Source organism: Moritella marina ATCC 15381 (assembly GCF_008931805.1).
Lineage (GTDB): Bacteria > Pseudomonadota > Gammaproteobacteria > Enterobacterales > Moritellaceae > Moritella > Moritella marina.
Genome location: NZ_CP044399.1, coordinates 3,246,236 through 3,265,549, shown reverse-complemented (window position 1 = coordinate 3,265,549; position 19,314 = coordinate 3,246,236). Strand labels below are relative to the sequence as shown.

20 protein-coding genes are annotated in these 19,314 nt (G+C 39.6%); 15 read left to right on the top strand and 5 right to left on the bottom strand.

Features of this window, described 5'->3' with window-relative positions; all coding sequences use genetic code 11:
• The first annotated feature begins 2 nt into the window (after window positions 1–2).
• The 14 genes from FR932_RS14575 to cysQ all read left to right on the top strand — a co-directional run bounded on the left by FR932_RS14575 (window position 3) and on the right by cysQ (window position 13,820).
• Window positions 3–1,211, top strand: a complete 1,209-nt coding sequence (locus tag FR932_RS14575) for an NADH:ubiquinone reductase (Na(+)-transporting) subunit B (RefSeq protein ID WP_019441635.1) — start codon at window positions 3–5, stop codon at window positions 1,209–1,211.
• Window positions 1,204–1,977 carry a Na(+)-translocating NADH-quinone reductase subunit C gene (locus FR932_RS14570; RefSeq protein WP_019441634.1) on the top strand — a complete coding sequence of 258 codons (774 nt, stop codon included), beginning with the start codon at window positions 1,204–1,206 and terminating at the stop codon, window positions 1,975–1,977. Before FR932_RS14575 ends, FR932_RS14570 begins: the two co-directional genes overlap by 8 nt.
• The gene (locus FR932_RS14565) at window positions 1,970–2,599 is read left to right on the top strand and encodes an NADH:ubiquinone reductase (Na(+)-transporting) subunit D (RefSeq protein WP_019441633.1); all 630 of its coding nucleotides are present in this window, start codon (window positions 1,970–1,972) and stop codon (window positions 2,597–2,599) included. Before FR932_RS14570 ends, FR932_RS14565 begins: the two co-directional genes overlap by 8 nt.
• 3 nt (window positions 2,600–2,602) lie before the next feature.
• Complete coding sequence (nqrE, locus tag FR932_RS14560) at window positions 2,603–3,211, top strand: NADH:ubiquinone reductase (Na(+)-transporting) subunit E (protein ID WP_019441632.1); 609 nt, start codon at window positions 2,603–2,605, stop codon at window positions 3,209–3,211.
• 48 nt (window positions 3,212–3,259) lie between these two features.
• The gene (gene nqrF, locus FR932_RS14555; protein ID WP_019441631.1) at window positions 3,260–4,480 is read left to right on the top strand and encodes an NADH:ubiquinone reductase (Na(+)-transporting) subunit F; all 1,221 of its coding nucleotides are present in this window, start codon (window positions 3,260–3,262) and stop codon (window positions 4,478–4,480) included.
• A gap of 45 nt (window positions 4,481–4,525) precedes the next feature.
• Window positions 4,526–5,515: an FAD:protein FMN transferase gene (locus FR932_RS14550; protein ID WP_019441630.1), complete on the top strand. Its 990-nt coding sequence runs from the start codon at window positions 4,526–4,528 to the stop codon at window positions 5,513–5,515.
• A gap of 8 nt (window positions 5,516–5,523) precedes the next feature.
• Window positions 5,524–5,748, top strand: a complete 225-nt coding sequence (nqrM, locus tag FR932_RS14545; protein ID WP_019441629.1) for a (Na+)-NQR maturation NqrM — start codon at window positions 5,524–5,526, stop codon at window positions 5,746–5,748.
• Window positions 5,749–6,100: 352 nt separating this feature from the next.
• The gene (ompW, locus tag FR932_RS14540; protein WP_019441628.1) at window positions 6,101–6,754 is read left to right on the top strand and encodes an outer membrane protein OmpW; all 654 of its coding nucleotides are present in this window, start codon (window positions 6,101–6,103) and stop codon (window positions 6,752–6,754) included.
• Window positions 6,755–6,995: 241 nt separating this feature from the next.
• Window positions 6,996–8,048 carry a DNA polymerase IV gene (dinB, locus tag FR932_RS14535; RefSeq protein ID WP_019441627.1) on the top strand — a complete coding sequence of 351 codons (1,053 nt, stop codon included), beginning with the start codon at window positions 6,996–6,998 and terminating at the stop codon, window positions 8,046–8,048.
• Window positions 8,049–8,223: 175 nt separating this feature from the next.
• Window positions 8,224–9,132: a sulfate adenylyltransferase subunit CysD gene (gene cysD, locus FR932_RS14530; protein ID WP_019441626.1), complete on the top strand. Its 909-nt coding sequence runs from the start codon at window positions 8,224–8,226 to the stop codon at window positions 9,130–9,132.
• 15 nt (window positions 9,133–9,147) lie between these two features.
• Complete coding sequence (gene cysN, locus FR932_RS14525) at window positions 9,148–10,569, top strand: sulfate adenylyltransferase subunit CysN (RefSeq protein WP_019441625.1); 1,422 nt, start codon at window positions 9,148–9,150, stop codon at window positions 10,567–10,569.
• Between the two features lie 8 nt (window positions 10,570–10,577).
• Window positions 10,578–12,308: an SLC13 family permease gene (locus FR932_RS14520; RefSeq protein WP_019441624.1), complete on the top strand. Its 1,731-nt coding sequence runs from the start codon at window positions 10,578–10,580 to the stop codon at window positions 12,306–12,308.
• 7 nt (window positions 12,309–12,315) lie between these two features.
• Complete coding sequence (cysC, locus tag FR932_RS14515) at window positions 12,316–12,957, top strand: adenylyl-sulfate kinase (RefSeq protein ID WP_019441623.1); 642 nt, start codon at window positions 12,316–12,318, stop codon at window positions 12,955–12,957.
• 71 nt (window positions 12,958–13,028) lie between these two features.
• Entirely contained in the window at window positions 13,029–13,820 is a 792-nt protein-coding gene (gene cysQ / locus FR932_RS14510) for a 3'(2'),5'-bisphosphate nucleotidase CysQ (protein WP_019441622.1), read from the top strand.
• A 3-nt stretch (window positions 13,821–13,823) separates the two neighbouring features.
• Here cysQ and FR932_RS14505 read toward each other — a convergent pair whose 3' ends face one another.
• The 5 genes from FR932_RS14505 to metN all read right to left on the bottom strand — a co-directional run bounded on the left by FR932_RS14505 (window position 13,824) and on the right by metN (window position 18,447).
• The gene (locus tag FR932_RS14505) at window positions 13,824–14,645 is read right to left on the bottom strand and encodes a TIGR03899 family protein (protein ID WP_019628926.1); all 822 of its coding nucleotides are present in this window, start codon (window positions 14,643–14,645) and stop codon (window positions 13,824–13,826) included.
• A gap of 146 nt (window positions 14,646–14,791) precedes the next feature.
• Entirely contained in the window at window positions 14,792–15,778 is a 987-nt protein-coding gene (locus tag FR932_RS14500; RefSeq protein ID WP_019441620.1) for a hypothetical protein, read from the bottom strand.
• 151 nt (window positions 15,779–15,929) lie between these two features.
• Window positions 15,930–16,736, bottom strand: coding sequence for a methionine ABC transporter substrate-binding lipoprotein MetQ (metQ, locus tag FR932_RS14495; protein ID WP_019441619.1), 807 nt, complete (start codon window positions 16,734–16,736; stop codon window positions 15,930–15,932).
• 30 nt (window positions 16,737–16,766) lie between these two features.
• A complete protein-coding gene (locus FR932_RS14490) occupies window positions 16,767–17,423 on the bottom strand; it encodes a methionine ABC transporter permease (protein WP_019441618.1) in 657 nt (218 codons plus the stop codon).
• Window positions 17,413–18,447, bottom strand: a complete 1,035-nt coding sequence (metN, locus tag FR932_RS14485; protein ID WP_019441617.1) for a methionine ABC transporter ATP-binding protein MetN — start codon at window positions 18,445–18,447, stop codon at window positions 17,413–17,415. The genes FR932_RS14490 and metN overlap by 11 nt, the downstream gene beginning before the upstream one ends.
• Window positions 18,448–18,716: 269 nt before the next feature.
• Between metN and gmhB the strand changes: the two genes are divergently transcribed.
• The gene (gene gmhB, locus FR932_RS14480; protein ID WP_019441616.1) at window positions 18,717–19,271 is read left to right on the top strand and encodes a D-glycero-beta-D-manno-heptose 1,7-bisphosphate 7-phosphatase; all 555 of its coding nucleotides are present in this window, start codon (window positions 18,717–18,719) and stop codon (window positions 19,269–19,271) included.
• Window positions 19,272–19,314: the final 43 nt, after the last annotated feature.

Below are 19,314 nucleotides of genomic sequence, written 5' to 3'. Positions count from 1 at the left end.
GCATGGGTCTTAAGAATTATATCGAAGGGATGGAACATCACTTCGAACCAGGTGGTAAACACGAAAAATGGTTTGCCTTGTATGAAGCGGTGGCAACCGGTTTATTTACACCAGGTTTTGTTACAAAAGGTAAAACACACGTACGTGATAATATCGACTTAAAACGTATTATGATTTTAGTATGGATGTGTGCATTGCCGATGGTTTTCTGGGGCATGTACAACATTGGTGCTCAAGCAAACACCGCGATTGCATCAGGTGCTGGCATCGCATTTGACGATTGGCATGTTGCGCTACTAAGTGCACTTGGCGTTACGATGGGCGAAGGCGCTGGCGTTATAGCAAATATGCTATATGGTGCGGTTTACTTCCTACCTATTTACGCGACAGTGTTTGTGGTTGGTGGTTTCTGGGAAGTGTTATTTGCTGCAGTGCGTAAGCATGAAGTAAATGAAGGTTTCTTCGTAACATCTATCTTATTTGCACTTATCCTGCCTGCTAACATTCCATTATGGCAAGCGGCTATCGGTATTACTTTTGGTGTTGTAATCGCTAAAGAAGTATTCGGTGGTACAGGTAAGAACTTCTTGAATCCAGCGCTTGCTGGTCGTGCGTTCTTATTCTTCGCATACCCGTCTGACATTTCAGGTGATGCTGTATGGACTGCTGTTGACGGTTTCTCTGGTGCTACAGCACTGAGTTCTGCGGCTGCAGGTGGTCTTGAAGGTCTAACTAGTTCGCTAACTTGGGCTGATGCGTTTATTGGTAACATGCAAGGTTCAACAGGTGAAGTATCTGCCTTAATCATCTTGTTATCTGGTGGCGTATTACTGGTTGCTGGTGTTGCGTCTTGGAGAATTGTGTCGGGTGTTATGATTGGTATGGTAGCGACAAGCTTACTATTCAACATGATTGGCTCAGACACGAATCCAATGTTCGAAGTACCATTCTACTGGCATTTAGTTATCGGTGGTTTCGCGTTTGGTATGATGTTCATGGCGACGGATCCTGTATCGGCTTCATTTACTGATAATGGTAAATGGGCATACGGTATTCTTATCGGCTTAATGGTTGTACTAATTCGTGTGGTTAACCCTGCATTCCCTGAAGGTATGATGCTAGCAATCTTGTTTGCTAACTTATTCGCACCTCTATTTGATCACTTTGTTGTTCAAGCTAACATTAAACGGAGACTTGCACGCAATGGCTAGTAAAGAAACTCCACTGAAAACTATCACAATCGTTGCGGCGTTGTGTTTAGTATGTTCAATCGTCGTATCAGGCGCAGCAGTAGGCCTACGTGATGCTCAAAATGCTAACAAAGCATTGGATAAGCAAACTAACCTACTTTCTGTTGCTGGCAAGTTAGAAGAAAATGCTAACGTTGGCGAAATTTACGCGAAGTTTGTTGAAGCTAAATTTGTTGATTTAACAACGGGCGAATATGTTGAAGAGAATGCAGCGACATTTGATCAACTTCAAAACGTAAAAGATCTAACGAAAAGTACTGACTTAACGGGTAAAGACGTTGCTGGTATTAAGCGTCGTTCAAATGTTGCTGATATTTATCTTGTAAAAGATGCACAAGGTAATGTTGAGTCTTACGTACTGCCTGTATACGGTCGTGGCCTATGGTCAACGATGTATGCATTCGTTGCAATCGACAAAGATGGCAAAACAGTGAAACGCATTCAGTACTATGAACAGGGTGAAACTCCTGGTCTAGGTGGCGAAGTGTTAAACCCACTGTGGACAGCTAAATGGGAAGGCAAGCAACTGTTCAATGCGAATGGTGATGTTGCAATCCGAGTTGTTAAAACAGGCGGTCAAGAAAATACGCCTTCAGGTATTGATGGTTTATCTGGTGCTACGCTAACAGGTCAAGGTGTTGAAAATACATTCCAGTTCTGGATTGGTGAAAACGGTTTTGGTCCTTTCCTGAAGAAATTGCAAAACGGAGGCTCAAACAATGGCTAAGTCTGACTTAAAAGAGATTGTTACCGCACCCATTGCCACTAACAACCCGATTGCATTACAAATCTTAGGTGTTTGTTCTGCATTGGCTGTAACAACGAAGATGGAAACTGCGTTTGTAATGACTATCGCCGTAATGGTGGTAACTGCGTTCTCAAGTTTCTTCATCTCGTTAGTGCGTAACATGATCCCGAACAGTGTGCGTATTATTGTGCAAATGGCAATTATTGCATCACTTGTAATCGTTGTTGACCAAGTACTTAAAGCGGTAGCGTTCCAGTTATCAAAAGAGCTTTCGGTATTCGTTGGTCTGATCATTACAAACTGTATCGTAATGGGTCGTGCTGAAGCTTACGCAATGAAGAACAAGCCTCTACCAAGTTTCTTAGACGGTATCGGTAACGGTTTAGGTTACGGTGCTATCTTACTTGCTGTTGCGACAGTACGTGAAATCTTTGGTTCAGGTACTTGGTTTGGTATTGAAATCTTACCACTTATCCAAAACGGTGGTTGGTACCAGTCAAACGGTCTATTACTACTACCGCCAAGTGCATTCTTCATCATTGGTTTATTGATTTGGGCTCTACGTACGTGGAAACCTGAGCAAGTTGAGCCAAAGGGGTAAACGATGGAACATTATATTAGTTTGTTCGTACGTGCTATTTTCATTGAAAACTTAGCATTATCATTTTTCTTAGGTATGTGTACATTCCTTGCTGTATCTAAGAAAGTGACAACAGCGATTGGTCTTGGTGTTGCAGTAACAGCTGTACTTACTATTTCTATCCCTGTTAACCAAGTAATTTATGGCAGCGTACTTGCTCCTGGTGCACTTGCATGGGCTGGTTTCCCTGAAGCTGATTTAAGCTTTCTAGGTTTCATCACGTTCATTGGTGTAATTGCCGCGTTAGTACAAATTTTAGAGATGGTGTTAGACAAGTTCTTACCTGCTCTATATAACGCACTGGGTATTTTCCTGCCGTTGATCACAGTTAACTGTGCAATCTTCGGTGGTGTATCTTTCATGGTACAACGTGACTATAACTTCACAGAATCAGTGGTTTATGGTTTTGGTAGTGGTCTAGGTTGGATGTTAGCTATCGTTGCGATGGCTGGTCTTCGTGAGAAAATGAAATATTCAGATGTGCCAGATGGTCTACGTGGTTTAGGTATTACCTTTATTACAGCAGGTCTTATGGCGCTAGGTTTCATGTCATTTTCTGGTATTCAGTTATAACAAACAGCTGGCTTCGGTCAGCATGTTTCAAGAGCAAAGGATAAGTCGATGGAAATCATTCTCGGCGTAGTCATGTTCACAATTATCGTTTTAGCCTTGGTAACAGTAATTCTGTTTGCTAAGTCTAAACTGGTAAGTGAAGGTGATATTACAATTAGTATTAACGGTGACCCAGAGAAATCTGTAGTGACTGGTGCGGGTGGTAAACTTCTAGGTTCACTCGCTGCAAGCGGTATTTTCGTTTCTTCAGCTTGTGGTGGCGGTGGTACTTGTGGCCAGTGTCGTGTAAAAGTTAAATCAGGCGGTGGTGATATTCTACCAACTGAACTTGACCACATATCTAAAGGTGAAGCTCGTGAAGGCGAACGTCTATCATGCCAAGTTAGTGTAAAAGTTGACATGGATATTGAGCTGCCAGAAGAAATCTTTGGTGTTAAAAAATGGGAATGTGAAGTTATCTCTAACGATAACAAAGCAACTTTCATTAAAGAACTTAAAATGGCTATTCCAAACGGTGAAGTGGTTCCTTTCCGCGCCGGTGGTTATATCCAAATTGAAGCGCCTGCTCATCACGTTAAATATTCAGACTATGATATTCCAGAAGAATACCGTGGCGATTGGCAACACTTTGGCTTCTTTGATGTTGAATCTAAAGTTGATGAAGATACTATCCGTGCTTACTCTATGGCTAACTGCCCAGAAGAAGCGGGTATCATCATGCTTAACGTGCGTATTGCTACGCCACCGCCGCGTGATCTATCTTTACCAGCAGGTAAAATGTCTTCGTACATCTTCAGCTTAAAAGCGGGTGACAAAGTGACTATCTCAGGTCCATTTGGTGAGTTCTTTGCAAAAGAAACTGACAATGAAATGGTATTTGTTGGTGGTGGTGCTGGTATGGCGCCAATGCGTTCACACATCTTCGATCAGTTAAACCGTTTAGATACGAAACGTAAAGTTTCATTCTGGTACGGTGCGCGTTCTAAGCGTGAAATGTTCTATGTTGAAGATTTCGATATGCTTGCAAAAGAGAACGAAAACTTTGAATGGCATGTTGCACTGAGTGATCCACAACCAGAAGATAACTGGGAAGGTTACACAGGCTTCATCCATAACGTGATCCTTGAGAACTACTTAGGTAATCACGAAGCGCCAGAAGATTGTGAGTACTACATGTGTGGTCCACCAATGATGAATGCGGCTGTTATCGGTATGCTGAAAGACCTTGGTGTTGAAGATGAAAATATCATGCTAGATGACTTTGGCTAATATTTTTTGATTCAATTCAAATCGATGTATCGATGGCTAGCTCTGATGGGGCTAGCCATTTTCATTCTTGGTTGTAGTGAACAAAAAAGTACCGAAGAAGTGCTGTTTTCTGGTCCTACTATGGGTACTACTTATCATATGAAGGTCGTGGGGTTCCCACTGTCTGAACAAGATAAGCAAGATATCCAAATCGAGATTGATAGACGTTTAGAATTAGTGAACGACCAGATGTCGACTTATCGTCCTAATTCAGAGTTATCGCGCTTTAATCAAAGCGTGGCAGTGACTGGTTTTGAAGTGTCAACAGATACGGCGAAAGTAGTGCTAGAAGCTCTTCGTTTGAATAAGCTGACGAATGGTGCACTTGATGTTACTGTTGGTCCGTTAGTTAACTTGTGGGGTTTTGGTCCGGATAATAAACCGGAAAAAGTACCATCACAAGAACAACTAGATACTATTAAGCTGCGTATTGGTATTCAGCATTTAGCTGCGACCAAAACGACATTAAGCAAAGACATTGATGGGTTATACGTTGATTTGTCTTCGATTGCCAAAGGTTATGGCGTTGATGTTATCGCCGATTACTTTGCTTCATTAGGTATTGAAAACTACCTGGTCGAAGTGGGCGGTGAACTACGTATTAATGGTGTTAATGCGCGCGGTATTGATTGGCAGGTTGCGGTTGAAAAACCGACGAGTGACAATCAAAGTGTGCAAGAAGTGATTGCGGTTGGTAACAATGCAATTGCGACATCAGGTGATTACCGTAATTATTACGAGCTTAATGGTGAGCGGTTTGCGCATACTATTGACCCTGTAAGCGGTAAACCAATTAAACACAAACTGGTTTCTGTGACAGTCATTCACACTTCGTCAATGACGGCTGATGCACTTGCAACAGCGTTAATGGTCATGGGGGAAAAAGACGGTCTTGAATTTGCCAAGCAGCAAGGTTTAGCTGTATTGATGATCTCGAAGTCAGATTCAGGTTATAATGAAGTGTATACCAAACAGTTCGAACCTTATTTAAAATAGAGGCTAATATGGCTTATTTTGCTGCAACATTTGTTATTTTTGCGTTAGTTATTGCTGGTATGTCTATCGGTTATATCGTGCAAGAAAAATCTATCACAGGCAGCTGTGGTGGTATTAGTGGTTTAGGTATGGAAAAGGCGTGTGATTGCCCCGATCCATGTGATAAACGCAAAGCTAAAATGGCAAAAGAAGAAGCTAAACAGAAGATGTTAAACGAAAACCGTATCATCTAGTTTATGCCAAGCATCTAGCTATAAAGTGCGGGACGTACTTTATAGCTTTATTGCGCTTTCCTGTTTCCTCAAAGTCCCTTCAAAATCTTGTGCAATAACGCGTACTCTTCTGAATGATTATATTTTAATAATATAAATAATCCTTAAATATCAATACAAATTAAATAGTTCAACTTTACTGGTACTCATTGAGAGGTATCTGTGGGCTGGTTGATCTATATCAATATGATGTTTCGTGTATGTGGCAAAGTACACCTAAGTTAATTGTTTGTTACCAAATGATGTCCAAGAACATCAAGTGTAATCAAACTGTATTTGAAATGAAAAACATACCATATTGATGGAGCTCTACATGAACAAGAAAATATTATCTGGATTAATCACTGCCTCTCTCTTATCAGCAACGCTTGCAGCCCCTGCTATTGCTCATCAACAAGGTGATATTATTGTTCGTGCAGGTGCTATTATGGTTGCGCCAAATGAATCAAGTGAAAATGTAGGTGGGGCGTTCGGTGAGTTTACAGTGAGTGATAATACTCAACTTGGTTTAAACTTCACTTATATGGCTACAGATAATATCGGTATTGAATTGGTTGCGGCAACACCATTCTCGCATGATGTTGGTCTTGATAGCTTAGGTGGTGATATTGCAGAGGTTCATCACTTACCACCAACATTATTAGCTCAATATTACTTTGGTAATTCTGGTTCTAAATTCCGTCCTTATGTAGGTGCCGGACTTAACTATACAGTATTCTATGACACTAAATTTAATGAAAATGGTGCTTCGAAAGGTCTTACTGATTTAGATTTGAGTAACTCGCTTGGCTTTGCTGCACAAGTTGGTATGGATTATAAAATCAATGAAAAATGGCTAGTTAATGCATCAGTAATGTATGCGGATATCAGTACTGATGTGACGTTTAAGTTAAATGGTGCTGATGTTAAAGCTAAAACAGACATCGACCCATTGGTATACATGGTTAGTGTAGGTTATGTATTTTAATTCGCTTTTATAGATTCTATTAACTAAAGATAACAAGGTGCATTTGCGCCTTGTTTTATTTGTAATTGTTACTTTTATCCTTCTTCAATACATCTCTTTTATTCTTCCGGTATTCCTTTTTATTTCCGCTATTTTTCATTTAATTATTTGTTCTCTGGATTAATTTTATTTATAATTAACTGGTCTTTTATACAGTGCTATTTATGCCGAACTAATTAGTTGGTTATGACTCGTTAAGCTTATGAAAAAAATTATCCACATCGACATGGACGCTTACTTCGCCAACGTAGAAGTTAGGGACAATCCTGCTTACAAAGATATCCCTATCGCGATTGGTGGCATGAGTGACCGCCGTGGTGTCATTGCTACATGCAATTATATAGCCCGTCAATATGGCGTGCGTTCGGCTATGTCTTCGTATAAAGCCATGCAACTTTGCCCTGACTTAACATTAGTGCCTTCACGTATGCAGGTATATAAAGAAGTCTCAGGTCAGATCCACGAAATATTTTCTCGTTATACTGATTTGATCGAACCATTGTCGTTAGATGAAGCGTATTTAGATGTTACTGACTGTAAGTTATTCTCGGGTAGTGCGACGTTGATTGCCGAAGATATTCGTAAAACCATTGAATCTGAGTTGGCACTTACTGCGTCGGCAGGTGTTGCTCCGGTTAAGTTTTTAGCTAAAGTGGCATCCGATATTAATAAACCCAATGGACAGTTTGTTATCACTCCATTACAGGTTAAACCCTTCGTTGCTGATTTACCCTTGAATAAGATCCCGGGTGTGGGAAAAGTGACTTGGCAAAAGCTTAATCGCGTTGGACTGTATACTTGCGCCGATGTACTAAAGTTTCCAGCTGAAGATATTATAGAGAGCTTTGGTAAGCTCGGTCGTAGCCTGCTAGAGCGCTGTCAGGGTATTGATAATCGCCCTGTGTGTAACGAACGCAATCGTAAATCGGTGGGGGTAGAGATAACCTTACCCGAAGATATTGTCACGTTAGAACAATGCATGGCTTTATTTCCGCAGTTGTATCAAACCCTGCTGCAACGCTTACAAAAAGCGGATCCTGATATGCGTATTACTAAGCAAGGTGTTAAATTGAAGTTCAATGATTTTACCCTTACGAGTAAAGAGCAGAGTATTACCACACTCGACGAACATCTCTTTACAGATTTGTTTGCACAGGCACTGACAAAGCAAGAACAACGTAGTATTCGTTTAATTGGTTTATATGTCGGCCTTGCTGGTGATAATGATAGCGAACAATATAACTTGTTGTTTTAGATTCTAATTTATTCCGATAAATAATGTTTTTTATCTATCTATAATCCCCTTTAATACCGCCTATATTCCTAAAAGTTATAAAAAATCAGCTTATGTTCTTTGTCGGTTATAAGTAAAGGGGCTATATTGATCCAAACGATATGAAATTATCCAATTTGGTCTGATGGAGTAGAAGATGAATCAACAGAGGTTGACCCACCTTAAACAGCTGGAAGCTGAAAGTATCCACATAATCAGGGAAGTAGCTGCAGAGTTTGATAATCCGGTAATGATGTATTCAATCGGTAAAGACTCATCAGTGATGCTACACCTTGCTCGTAAGGCTTTTTACCCAGGTAAGATCCCATTTCCATTATTACATGTTGATACTAACTGGAAGTTTCGCGAAATGATTGAGTTTCGTGACAAGACGGTTGAAAAATACGGTTTTGACCTGCTAGTACACCAGAATCCAGAAGGGCTCGCGATGGGCTGTAGTCCATTTGAGCATGGTAGTTCAAAGCATACCGATATTATGAAAACCCAAGGCCTGAAACAGGCGCTGGATAAATATGGTTTTGATGCCGCTTTCGGTGGTGCACGACGTGATGAAGAAAAATCACGCGCTAAAGAACGTGTGTATTCATTCCGTGATAAGAACCATCGTTGGGATCCGAAGAACCAACGACCTGAATTATGGCGTACTTATAATGGTCAGGTAAATAAAGGCGAAAGCATTCGTGTTTTCCCATTATCAAACTGGACTGAATTGGATATTTGGCAATATATCTATCAAGAACAAATCGAAATTGTGCCACTTTATCTTGCTGCGAAACGTCCTGTTGTTGAACGTGATGGTGCGTTGATCATGGTTGATGATGATCGCATGAAGTTACAAGCAGGCGAGAAGATCGAAGAGAAAATGGTGCGCTTTAGAACTCTTGGTTGTTACCCATTAACAGGGGCGGTGGAATCGGAAGCGTTAACATTACCTGAGATCATTGAAGAGATGTTACTGGCAACAAGCAGTGAACGACAAGGACGTATGATTGACCATGATTCTTCAGCTTCAATGGAGCAGAAGAAACGTCAAGGTTATTTCTAGGTAGGAGCAGGGTAGATGAACAATCAAATAGCAAATGAATTAGCACAAACAGATATCGAAACCTACTTACACCAACAACAGCACAAAAGCTTATTACGTTTTTTAACGTGTGGCAGTGTTGATGACGGTAAGAGTAGCCTTATTGGTCGTTTATTACATGACTCGCATCAGATCTATGAAGATCAATTAGCAGCGTTACATGTTGATAGTCAAAAATCAGGTACAACCGGTGAAGCAATCGATTTAGCGTTGTTGGTTGATGGCCTTGCGGCTGAACGTGAGCAAGGTATCACCATTGATGTGGCTTACCGTTATTTCTCGACAGCTACACGTAAATTTATTATTGCTGATACACCGGGACATGAAGAATATACCCGTAATATGGCAACTGGCGCTTCAACTTGTGATCTTGCGGTGATCTTGATTGATGCGCGTAAAGGCGTATTAACACAAACCAAGCGTCACTCTTATATTGCTTCACTATTGGGTATTAAACATTTTGTTGTCGCGATTAATAAAATGGATCTCGTGGACTTTTCTGAACAACGTTTCGAAGAAATTAAAGAAGAGTATTTAGGTTTTACTGAAAAGTTAAACGACATTACCATCGAATTTACCCCGCTATCGGCGTTAGAGGGTGATAACGTTGTTGACCGTTCTACACGTACACCTTGGTTCAAGGGCCGTACATTATTAGAATGTTTAGAAGCCGTTGATACTTCAGATGGCTCGCTTGATAAACCGTTCCGATTACCGGTGCAGTATGTTAATCGCCCTAATCTCGATTTTCGTGGTTTTGCTGGTACGATCGCTGCAGGCCAAATCAATGTTGGTGATGAAGTTATAGCATTGCCATCAGGTAAATCAAGTACGGTTAAATCGATTGTTACTTTTGATGGTGAGCTGACTTCAGCGCATCAAGATCAAGCGATCACGCTAACGCTTACAGACGAAATTGATGTCAGTCGTGGTGATATTTTAGTATCAGCTAAAAATCAGCCAATATTGTCTGATTCGCTATTGGCAAATATTGTGTGGATGTCAGATCAAGCGCTTGAAATTGGTCGTCAATACGATATCAAATTAGCCAGTAAAAAGACTACCGGTCAATTTACTGTGATCCGTAATAAGGTCGATGTTAATACGCTGGAAGAATCAGTGGCATCAGAACTAGCATTGAATGAAATTGGCTTATGTGAGTTAACACTGACCGAAGCCGTTCCTGCTGATAATTATAAGGCTGTTGCCGATACGGGTAGCTTTATTATTATCGACCGTTTAACCAATGTTACCGTTGGTGCAGGTATGATTGAGCAAGTCCTCGATACGAAGGGAAGTACTAACTTACATGAATTTAGTGAGTTTGAAGTTGAATTGAATGCGTTAGTACGCAAGCATTTCCCGAAATGGCAAGCTATTGATATTAGCAAGCTGTAGGCGTTGTTATGAATGTGATACAGGGAAGTATTTTAGTTGTACTGGTGATCTTTATAGGTTTACTTATTTCAGGTAAGTTTCGACCTTCAAGTTTATTTGGTGCGATGGTTATTTTAGCTTACTTGTCTGGCTCTATTGAGATGCCACAGGTCATGGCTGGATTTACCAATCCTTCTCTTATCACATTAATTTTATTATTATTAATTTCGATTACCATTGAAAAAACACGCTTAATTAGTTGGATTGGACGGCAGTTATCTACTGGCCGTTTTACTGTTGTGGTGGCTAAGCTAGGTTTTTCTACGGCACTCTTATCATCTTTTACCAATAATACTGCTGTTGTTGCATCACTGATTGGAGCGGTGAAGCGTAATAATACCCATGCACCTACTAAACTCCTTATTCCCCTTTCTTATGCGGCCATTTTTGGTGGTACCTTGACTTTGATTGGCACCTCAACCAATCTTATTGTGAATAGTTTTGTGGTTGATGCGGGGCTTCCCTCGTTAGGATTTTTTGAATTTTCTATTGTTGGTTTAGCAGGTTTCCTCGCGGGTATGCTTGTTCTTATCACCATGAGCCATAGATTACCCGACCATAACCAGGATGAGACGGAAGAATTAGTTTATTTTTTAGAAGCACATGTAAAACCACATTCAGAACTGGTTGGTAAAACCATTGCAGAAAACAATTTGCGTGCGCTAAAACAGCTATATCTTGCGGAAATATTACGGGATGGCGAGGTCATTTGTCCTGTTTGTCCAGAAGAAGTATTACAAGCAGACGATCAGTTGTTGTTTTGTGGTGATGTCGACTCTGTCGGTGTCTTGCAAGACATTAAAGGGTTAAAGTTGTTCGGCCAAGGTGAATTGAATGGCCAGCATCTTGTTGAAGTGATCGTCAGTCATTCTTCAAAACTTAATGGCTTGACCCTCAAAGAAAGTAAATTTAGGGCTCATTTTGATTCTGTGGTTGTGGCTATTCGCCGTGGTCATAGTCCATTACGCGGGGGATTAGGTAATGTACGTTTACGTGCTGGTGATACTTTATTATTAGCCCCAGGCGCTGAATTTAAAAACAGTAAAGATTTGAACCGTGATTTTGTCGTCGTCAGCGGACTTGATACGGCGACACGCTTAAGTGATCATAGAAGCGTTGGCGTTTTAGCTGGGTTTATCACGACGATTGCGTTTGCGCTCACAGGAACCCTACCATTATTGAAAGGTCTGGTTATATTCGTGTTGCTATTATGCATGAGTGGCACATTATCTTGGCAAGAGATCCGCAAACGTTTACCGCTTGAGCTTTGGATTGTGGTTGGGAGTGCGTTAGCGTTGTCTAATATGCTGCAAACGACGGGCGTATCTGATTTATTAGCGGGTTCTTTATTAGAGGCGTTTAATGGTAGGGGGGTGCTCGCTGCATTTATTGCGACTTATCTTGCTACGCTATTATTAAGTGAATTAATTACTAATAATGCTGCTGCCGCGTTGGCGTTCCCTATTGCCTTTAGCTTGGCACAAAGTTATGGCGTGAGCGAATTACCTTTCATCATGGCGGTGATATTTGGCGCCAGTGCCAGTTTTATTTCGCCTTATGGCTATCAAACAAATTTAATGGTTTATAGTGCCGGAAATTATGCGCTATCAGACTATCTTAAGCTTGGTGTACCGACATCAATCGCCTATTCCACTGTGGTATTAATCATGATCCCATATGTATTCCCATTTTATCTGTGAGTGTGTAATGACAACAATTATCAAGGAAAGTGATGCTGGCGTAACAGTACCAGCAACAGACAATATCGTATGGCACCAACATAGTGTTGATAAAGCAGCAAGAGCAGAAAACAAACAACAACAACCCTGTGTATTATGGTTTACTGGCTTAAGTGGCTCAGGTAAATCAACGGTCGCGGGCGCGTTAGAAAATGAATTACACAAAGCCGGTTACCACACTTATTTATTAGACGGTGATAATGTGCGTTTTGGTTTATGTGGTGATCTGGGCTTTAGCTATGCTGATCGTAAAGAAAATATTCGCAGAGTGGGAGAAGTGGCAAAGTTAATGGTTGATGCGGGTGTTATTGTATTAACAGCGTTTATTTCTCCACATCGCCAAGAGCGTGAGCTAGTCCGTTCATTACTCGGTGATAGTGAGTTTATTGAAATACATGTAGATGCTGATCTTGCGACTTGTGAGCAACGTGATCCGAAGGGACTTTATAAAAAAGCACGCGCAGGGGAAATCAAGAACTTTACTGGTATTGATTCTGTTTATGAAGCGCCAATTGAACCAGAATTGTATTTAGATAATGGTAATAACCCAGTGTCGATATCAGTGCAACAGATTGTGACTTACCTTTCACAACAAGGTCATATTAAGTAACTGTTTGTAAATGATTCTTTATAAATATCTTTGTAAAAATCGTTTGTTAGTAAGGGAGTGGTAACGAATAAATGGATAGTTCAATAGAGAGTTTAGTAGATAGTTCAATTGATCATTTAGTCAGTCAGATTAATGATATTGCAGTGGCAGCAGGACAAGAAATTTTAGATATTTATCAACGTGATTTTCATGTCGATATGAAAGATGATAATTCACCTGTGACGGAAGCTGATATTGCGGCTAATGATATTATCGTCGCAAGTTTACGCACTATAACGCCTGATATTCCGATTTTATCAGAAGAGGGGACTGGTATCTCTTGGGGTGAGCGAAAGCAATGGCAAACGTTCTGGTTAGTCGACCCCCTTGATGGCACTAAAGAATTCATTAAGCGTAATGGTGAGTTTACCGTTAATATCGCCTTGGTGCATAATCAGCAACCAATATTAGGTGTTGTTTATGCACCAGTGTTAGACAAACTTTACTATACGACGAGTGAAGGTGCATTTTTATTACATGATGGTAATACCACTCAATTAAAGGCTATATCGGTACCTGATAATGACGTTGTTAAAGTGGTTGGTTCGCGTTCTCATGCAAGCCCTGAAATGGCGCTATATTTAACACGCTATAAAGATACTGATATTATTCCGGTTGGTAGTTCACTGAAGTTTTGTTTGATTGCCGAAGGAAGTGCACATTGCTATCCACGCTTAGGTCCAACATGTTGGTGGGACACGGGGGCTGGACATGCAGTTGCTTGCGCAGCTGGTGCTAACGTTGTTCAACTTGATGGTTCACCGTTATTATATAACCATCAAGAGTCCGTACTGAATCCGTTCTTTGTTGTCGCTAAGGCATAGCGGTTAAAAATGAAAGGCGTTATGTAAATGATTGGTGAGTTCAACGAAATATTCACCCTTACTTTCGTGGGGGATGAGTTTAGCCAGTTCATCTCCAATATTAGTAAAACGATAATATTTCATCCGAGATGACCGATTTTTTACTTTCATTGTTAATTTTTCTTCCCCATAGATGATCGGCAGCTCTTTATCTAAAGGTAAGTTAACCATTTCTAATTCGTTATGATGAATTAAACCCAGATCCGATAATGTCAGCAAACTACTATAAGGTAGCTTGTGGCGGCCTAAGTTAATCGATTTAAATTGTGGTTTATTGAATAATAAAAAACTTTTACTGTTGTCCTGGCAGTTTAATACAATCTTACGGTTTGAATCATTACCAACTTGCGAGCTTAAATTGCAAGCCACCTGAAACATTTGCGCTTCACGTTGGGTCATTTGATTGAGCGTCCGTAATGATTTTACCGAGAAACTCCCCGAGTGACTTAACTCTAATGCAAATATTTGTCCCCAGAGGGTCTGCATATGCAGGCCTGAAATATCTTTTGCCATCGACATAAATGCGCTGAGCCAGTCAGGATCGATATTTTCGCAAGTGACGTCATCACAGAAGTTATTCGCACGCATGACAATACTTTCTAGGTTCTGTTGCTGCTTTATTTTTTCTTGGTTAACACGCAGAATAGCTCTGTGTTCAAATGTGGTATGTTTATTTACCGTCAACATACCGTCGATACCTCGTTCTTTGGCAACTTTACGTAATTGTTGAATACTGTTTAAAATACTCGATTCAACTTTATTTATGTGGGTATCATTTTCTGACATATCAAAACCTAACAGCGTAATTAAATCGGGTAACAATGAACTTTTATTTATACCTGATTTAACGCTGGAAGTATTGTGTTGATAAACAGAATTGTTGATCAGCAATGATTATTTTGAAGTCATTGCCTATGCGTGGTCATAGATCATTAATATAATGATTCACTAATCAGTTCTGTATTTGAAGACAGCACTTTATCGAGTTTGACTTTTGATCCTGATATCACAGTATATTGATTGTCATTGATTACTATTTGTTGGCCTTCAACACCACTTTTGCTCTCTATTGTTAGCCATACTGGAGATACACTGCCAATACTACTCGATGGATATAGCATGAAAAGTTCATATTCAGGGGCAAGTTGACTTATCAATGATGCGAGTAGCAGTGCTTTTTCATCACTATCAGCCTCGTTGGTTTTTAATACGCTAATCGGTGAGAAAAAGCTATCATCACGCTCTGCTCTATCTGGTATCTCATAGACCCAGTGTCGTGCATTTTTTACGGCCGTGACAAAGGATTGTTGTTCGGATAATTGTGTTGCGATATCTTTTAGGTAGGCTCTATATTCATAAAATAATTGGGAGTAATTAGGTCTAACGCAAGGTAGTTCTTTATTGTCAGGGTGTACACATGGCGTTATTTTTAGGTGGTAAAAGGCGTCATTCTGGTATTGGTTATACGCTTGCCAGAATAGCTGTGATGCATTGCTCTCATCTTTATTGGTAAATGCGTATCTGATGTCTATTATTTTATTCTGTTCATCAGGGGTGTAAAAATTAATCCGCTCAATCGCGAATTCAAGCCTTGGTGTTAAGTAGGTATGAATTGCTTTGATTGGATTACTTAATGAGAATGACAGTTTATAACTGTCTAACAATGAAGTTTCGACGATATCAGTATCGAAGAATGATTTTATTTTGAAGTTATTACCTTCTTTGTCTACCCATTGCCAATTGATTGAAAATGAATTGGTTTCACTATCAGGTAAGCTAATTTGTTGCGTGTAAGAAAGGTTTGTCCGTTCATTACTATCGCCAGGTGTAGAGGCTATTACCGGTAATAATAGGAGTGTGATTAGGTATGTAGATATTACCGAGCACAACGTCGCTTTATTTGGTGAAGAGAGAGGCATTTAATGAATCTCATGATGATAACGATTCACTAAGCTTGGTAGAAAATGTGATTGATATCAAAAAAATACACTTTATTTTTCCGTATCAACCACATATTATATTCACTATTGCTATTATTTCTAGGGGTTAGCGCACGAAATTAATTGCAGACTACCAACCTTTTACAATGGCATTATTAAATAGTTTTTTCGCTTCGTCATACACTTCTTGTGTTTGGAAAGCGGTGATGAACTGTTTCACTTTTTCTGAATCTTTATTGTCATTACGTGCAACAATTAAGTTTACGTATGGTGATTCTTTATTTTCAACGAAGATGCCATCTTTAGTTGGTGATAAACCAATTTTTGTTGCGAATGTCGTGTTGATCACTGCAATTGTTACATCTTGTAAGTTACGTGCTAATAAAGCGGCTTCTAATTTTACGATCTCAACACCAAATGGATTTGCTGTGATATCTAACTCAGTGGCTTTAATGCCGATACCAGGCTTAAGTGCAATGATACCTTGCTGTTCAAGCAATAATAATGAACGACCTAGATTAGTCGGATCATTTGGTACTGCCACTTTATCACCATCTTTTAATTCATCAACAGTTTTGATCGACGTTGAATAAGCGGCAATTGGATAAACAAATGTGTTCGCTACAGCGGTAATATCGTAACCACGTTGCTCAATTTGAGCATCTAAGTAAGGTTTATGTTGGAAAGCATTTACATCAATGCTGCCTTCTTCTAGCGCACGGTTTGGTGTTACGTAATCAGTGAACGTTACAATTTCGATATCAAGATTGTATTTTTCTTTTGCGATATTTTTTGCAATTTCTACCACTTCAGATTCTGGACCTGCCATAGCGCCCACTTTCAATACTGTTGAGTCTTTGTCGCCACTACACGCACTTAATAATACACTTGATGCGATTGCTGTTACTGATACTAATTTCTTTAGTGAAAATTCCATGTTTATTACTTCCTTTAGTTTTAAGATTTATTATCTGTGATCGACTTTACTGACTAAACGTTCACCGATGGATTGAATAATCTGTACGATGATCACCAGTAAGATGACGGTAATTAAAATAATCGTTGGGTTAAAGCCAATATAACCATGCTGAATACCAACATCCCCTAGACCACCGCCACCGACTGTACCAGCCATTGCTGAGTAGTTAACCAGTGTTACTAAGGTGATAGTGATGCTATTGATAATGCCTGGCATTGCTTCAGGTATTAACACTTTCATTATAATTTGTAATGGCGTCGCGCCCATTGTTTGTGCTGCTTCGACTAAACCTGCTGGTACATCTAATAATGCACCTTCAATTAAGCGGGCAATAAAAGGGATTGAAGCAACGGTTAATGGCACTATCATCGCACCAGTACCGATCGATGAACCGACAACCAAACGTGTAAAAGGAATAATCGCAACAAGTAAAATAATAAAAGGAACTGAACGACCTACATTTACGATAATACTTAATGCGGCATTCAATTTTTTATTTTCTAAAATACCGTGAGTTTTAGTTACGTGTAACAAGACGCCTGTCGGCATGCCAAGTAAACACGCAATTGCCGCAGCGATACCAACCATAACCAATGTTTCAATGGTTGCTGTGAAAAGTAAATTAATCATTTGCTCAGTCGACATAACCGATAACCTCTACGTTAACTGCGTGCTGTTGGAAAAATGCTTTAGCTGCAATTGTGTTCTCTTTAGTACCAATAAGTTCGGCAAGCATGTAGCCAAATTTGATCCCGCCAGCAAACTCAATATCGGCACTTAAAATGTTTACATCAACGTGTAATGTGCGGCTTACTTCTGAAATAACCGCAGAGTCGACACTATTTCCAGTAAAGCCAAGACGTACCAATGGCATTGAATTATCTTTTCTGTTTAAAGATAAACGCTGTTTATATTCTTCAGGGATCTCAAGATTGATTGTTGCTTCAATGAAGATGCGTGCTAATTCTGTTTCTGGGTTAGCAAAGAATTTCGCCACCGTATTTTTTTCAATCAATTCGCCTTTATCGATAATAGCTACTTTATGGCAAATATTTTTTACCACTTCCATTTCGTGGGTAATAAGTAGGATCGTGAGACCAAGACGCTCATTAATATCTTTTAACAAGGTTAAGATTGATTTTGTTGTGCTTGGATCAAGTGCTGATGTTGCTTCATCACATAATAAAACTTTAGGTTCAGATGCTAATGCTCGCGCAATTGCAACACGCTGTTTTTGACCGCCACTTAATTCTGCTGGGTACGCATTATGTTTTGATTCCAAGCCGACCAAATCAAGTAATGGTGTGATTTTTTTACTTATTTCAGTTTTATCAATGCCAGCTAATTCTAGCGGTAGTGCCACGTTATCAAAAACAGTGCGAGATGATAATAAGTTGAAATGTTGAAAGATCATGCCTATTTGGCGTCTTGCAGAACATAGCTCTGCTTTATTTAATGTTGTTAATTCAACACCATCAAGCTTAATGGAACCTGATGTTGGTGTTTCAAGTAAATTAACACAGCGTATTAATGTACTTTTACCAGCACCTGATGAACCAATAACACCGAATATTTCACCTTTGTTAACGTTTAAGTTAACGTCTTTCAAGGCATAAACAGGCTTGTCTGTAGTTTCAAATATTTTATTTATATTTGTTAGTTTGATCATTTCAACGCCTAAAATGAAAGTAAGAATTAATATGTAAGATTAGATAATAATTCTTCATATATAAGTAACAACTGGATGCTTATGCTAATTAGTTAGTTGATTAAAGTCAATGGACTTTTTTACATCTAGACGTCTAAACGGTTTTTTATATCATTTTAGGTAGCGATGGATTTAACTGCGAGTAGATAGTACAAGGTATCGATTGCGAAATTGTGATGACGTGAAATAATACCGTGATTGTAATTAATAGATAATTTGAGGTGAATAAAGTGCTAACTCCAGCTATATTTTTAGATCGTGATGGTGTGATTAACCAAGATAAAGGTTACGTTTCTCAAATTGATGACTTTGAGTTCATTGATGGCAGTATTGAGGCTATGCTGTTATTAAAACAACATGGTTACCTGCTTATCGTTATTACGAATCAATCCGGCATCGCACGTGGCTATTATAGTGAAGAGGAGTTCATGACATTAACCGAATGGATGGATTGGTCGTTAGCAGATCGTGGCGTTGATCTTGATGGCATCTACTTTTGTCCTCATCATCCAGAAAAAGGTATTGGTGAATATAAGCAGGATTGTACCTGTCGTAAACCTAATACCGGTATGTTAGAAAGTGCAGCTAAAGAATTAGAAATTGATTTTGCTAATTCATATCTAGTCGGTGATAAGTTATCAGACATTGAAGCTGGTCAAAAAGCGCAGCTCAAAGCCAATTACTTGGTATCAACAGGTAAAGTTGTGTGTGAAAAAGGGGCATTGCAAGCCGATGTTGTATTTAAAGACTTACTTTCAGCGGCTAAATTTATAGTTAATGGCTAAATCCACTCACGTTGGTTGTTATTTGAGCGATTACGTTTTTTTT

Coding starts and splice junctions, on each gene's coding strand:
- FR932_RS14575 (WP_019441635.1), top strand. CDS start 3: ATGGGTCTTAAGAATTATATCGAAGGGATGGAACATCACTTCGAACCA.
- FR932_RS14570 (WP_019441634.1), top strand. CDS start 1,204: ATGGCTAGTAAAGAAACTCCACTGAAAACTATCACAATCGTTGCGGCG.
- FR932_RS14565 (WP_019441633.1), top strand. CDS start 1,970: ATGGCTAAGTCTGACTTAAAAGAGATTGTTACCGCACCCATTGCCACT.
- nqrE (WP_019441632.1), top strand. CDS start 2,603: ATGGAACATTATATTAGTTTGTTCGTACGTGCTATTTTCATTGAAAAC.
- nqrF (WP_019441631.1), top strand. CDS start 3,260: ATGGAAATCATTCTCGGCGTAGTCATGTTCACAATTATCGTTTTAGCC.
- FR932_RS14550 (WP_019441630.1), top strand. CDS start 4,526: ATGGGGCTAGCCATTTTCATTCTTGGTTGTAGTGAACAAAAAAGTACC.
- nqrM (WP_019441629.1), top strand. CDS start 5,524: ATGGCTTATTTTGCTGCAACATTTGTTATTTTTGCGTTAGTTATTGCT.
- ompW (WP_019441628.1), top strand. CDS start 6,101: ATGAACAAGAAAATATTATCTGGATTAATCACTGCCTCTCTCTTATCA.
- dinB (WP_019441627.1), top strand. CDS start 6,996: ATGAAAAAAATTATCCACATCGACATGGACGCTTACTTCGCCAACGTA.
- cysD (WP_019441626.1), top strand. CDS start 8,224: ATGAATCAACAGAGGTTGACCCACCTTAAACAGCTGGAAGCTGAAAGT.
- cysN (WP_019441625.1), top strand. CDS start 9,148: ATGAACAATCAAATAGCAAATGAATTAGCACAAACAGATATCGAAACC.
- FR932_RS14520 (WP_019441624.1), top strand. CDS start 10,578: ATGAATGTGATACAGGGAAGTATTTTAGTTGTACTGGTGATCTTTATA.
- cysC (WP_019441623.1), top strand. CDS start 12,316: ATGACAACAATTATCAAGGAAAGTGATGCTGGCGTAACAGTACCAGCA.
- cysQ (WP_019441622.1), top strand. CDS start 13,029: ATGGATAGTTCAATAGAGAGTTTAGTAGATAGTTCAATTGATCATTTA.
- FR932_RS14505 (WP_019628926.1), bottom strand. CDS start 14,645: ATGTCAGAAAATGATACCCACATAAATAAAGTTGAATCGAGTATTTTA.
- FR932_RS14500 (WP_019441620.1), bottom strand. CDS start 15,778: ATGCCTCTCTCTTCACCAAATAAAGCGACGTTGTGCTCGGTAATATCT.
- metQ (WP_019441619.1), bottom strand. CDS start 16,736: ATGGAATTTTCACTAAAGAAATTAGTATCAGTAACAGCAATCGCATCA.
- FR932_RS14490 (WP_019441618.1), bottom strand. CDS start 17,423: ATGTCGACTGAGCAAATGATTAATTTACTTTTCACAGCAACCATTGAA.
- metN (WP_019441617.1), bottom strand. CDS start 18,447: ATGATCAAACTAACAAATATAAATAAAATATTTGAAACTACAGACAAG.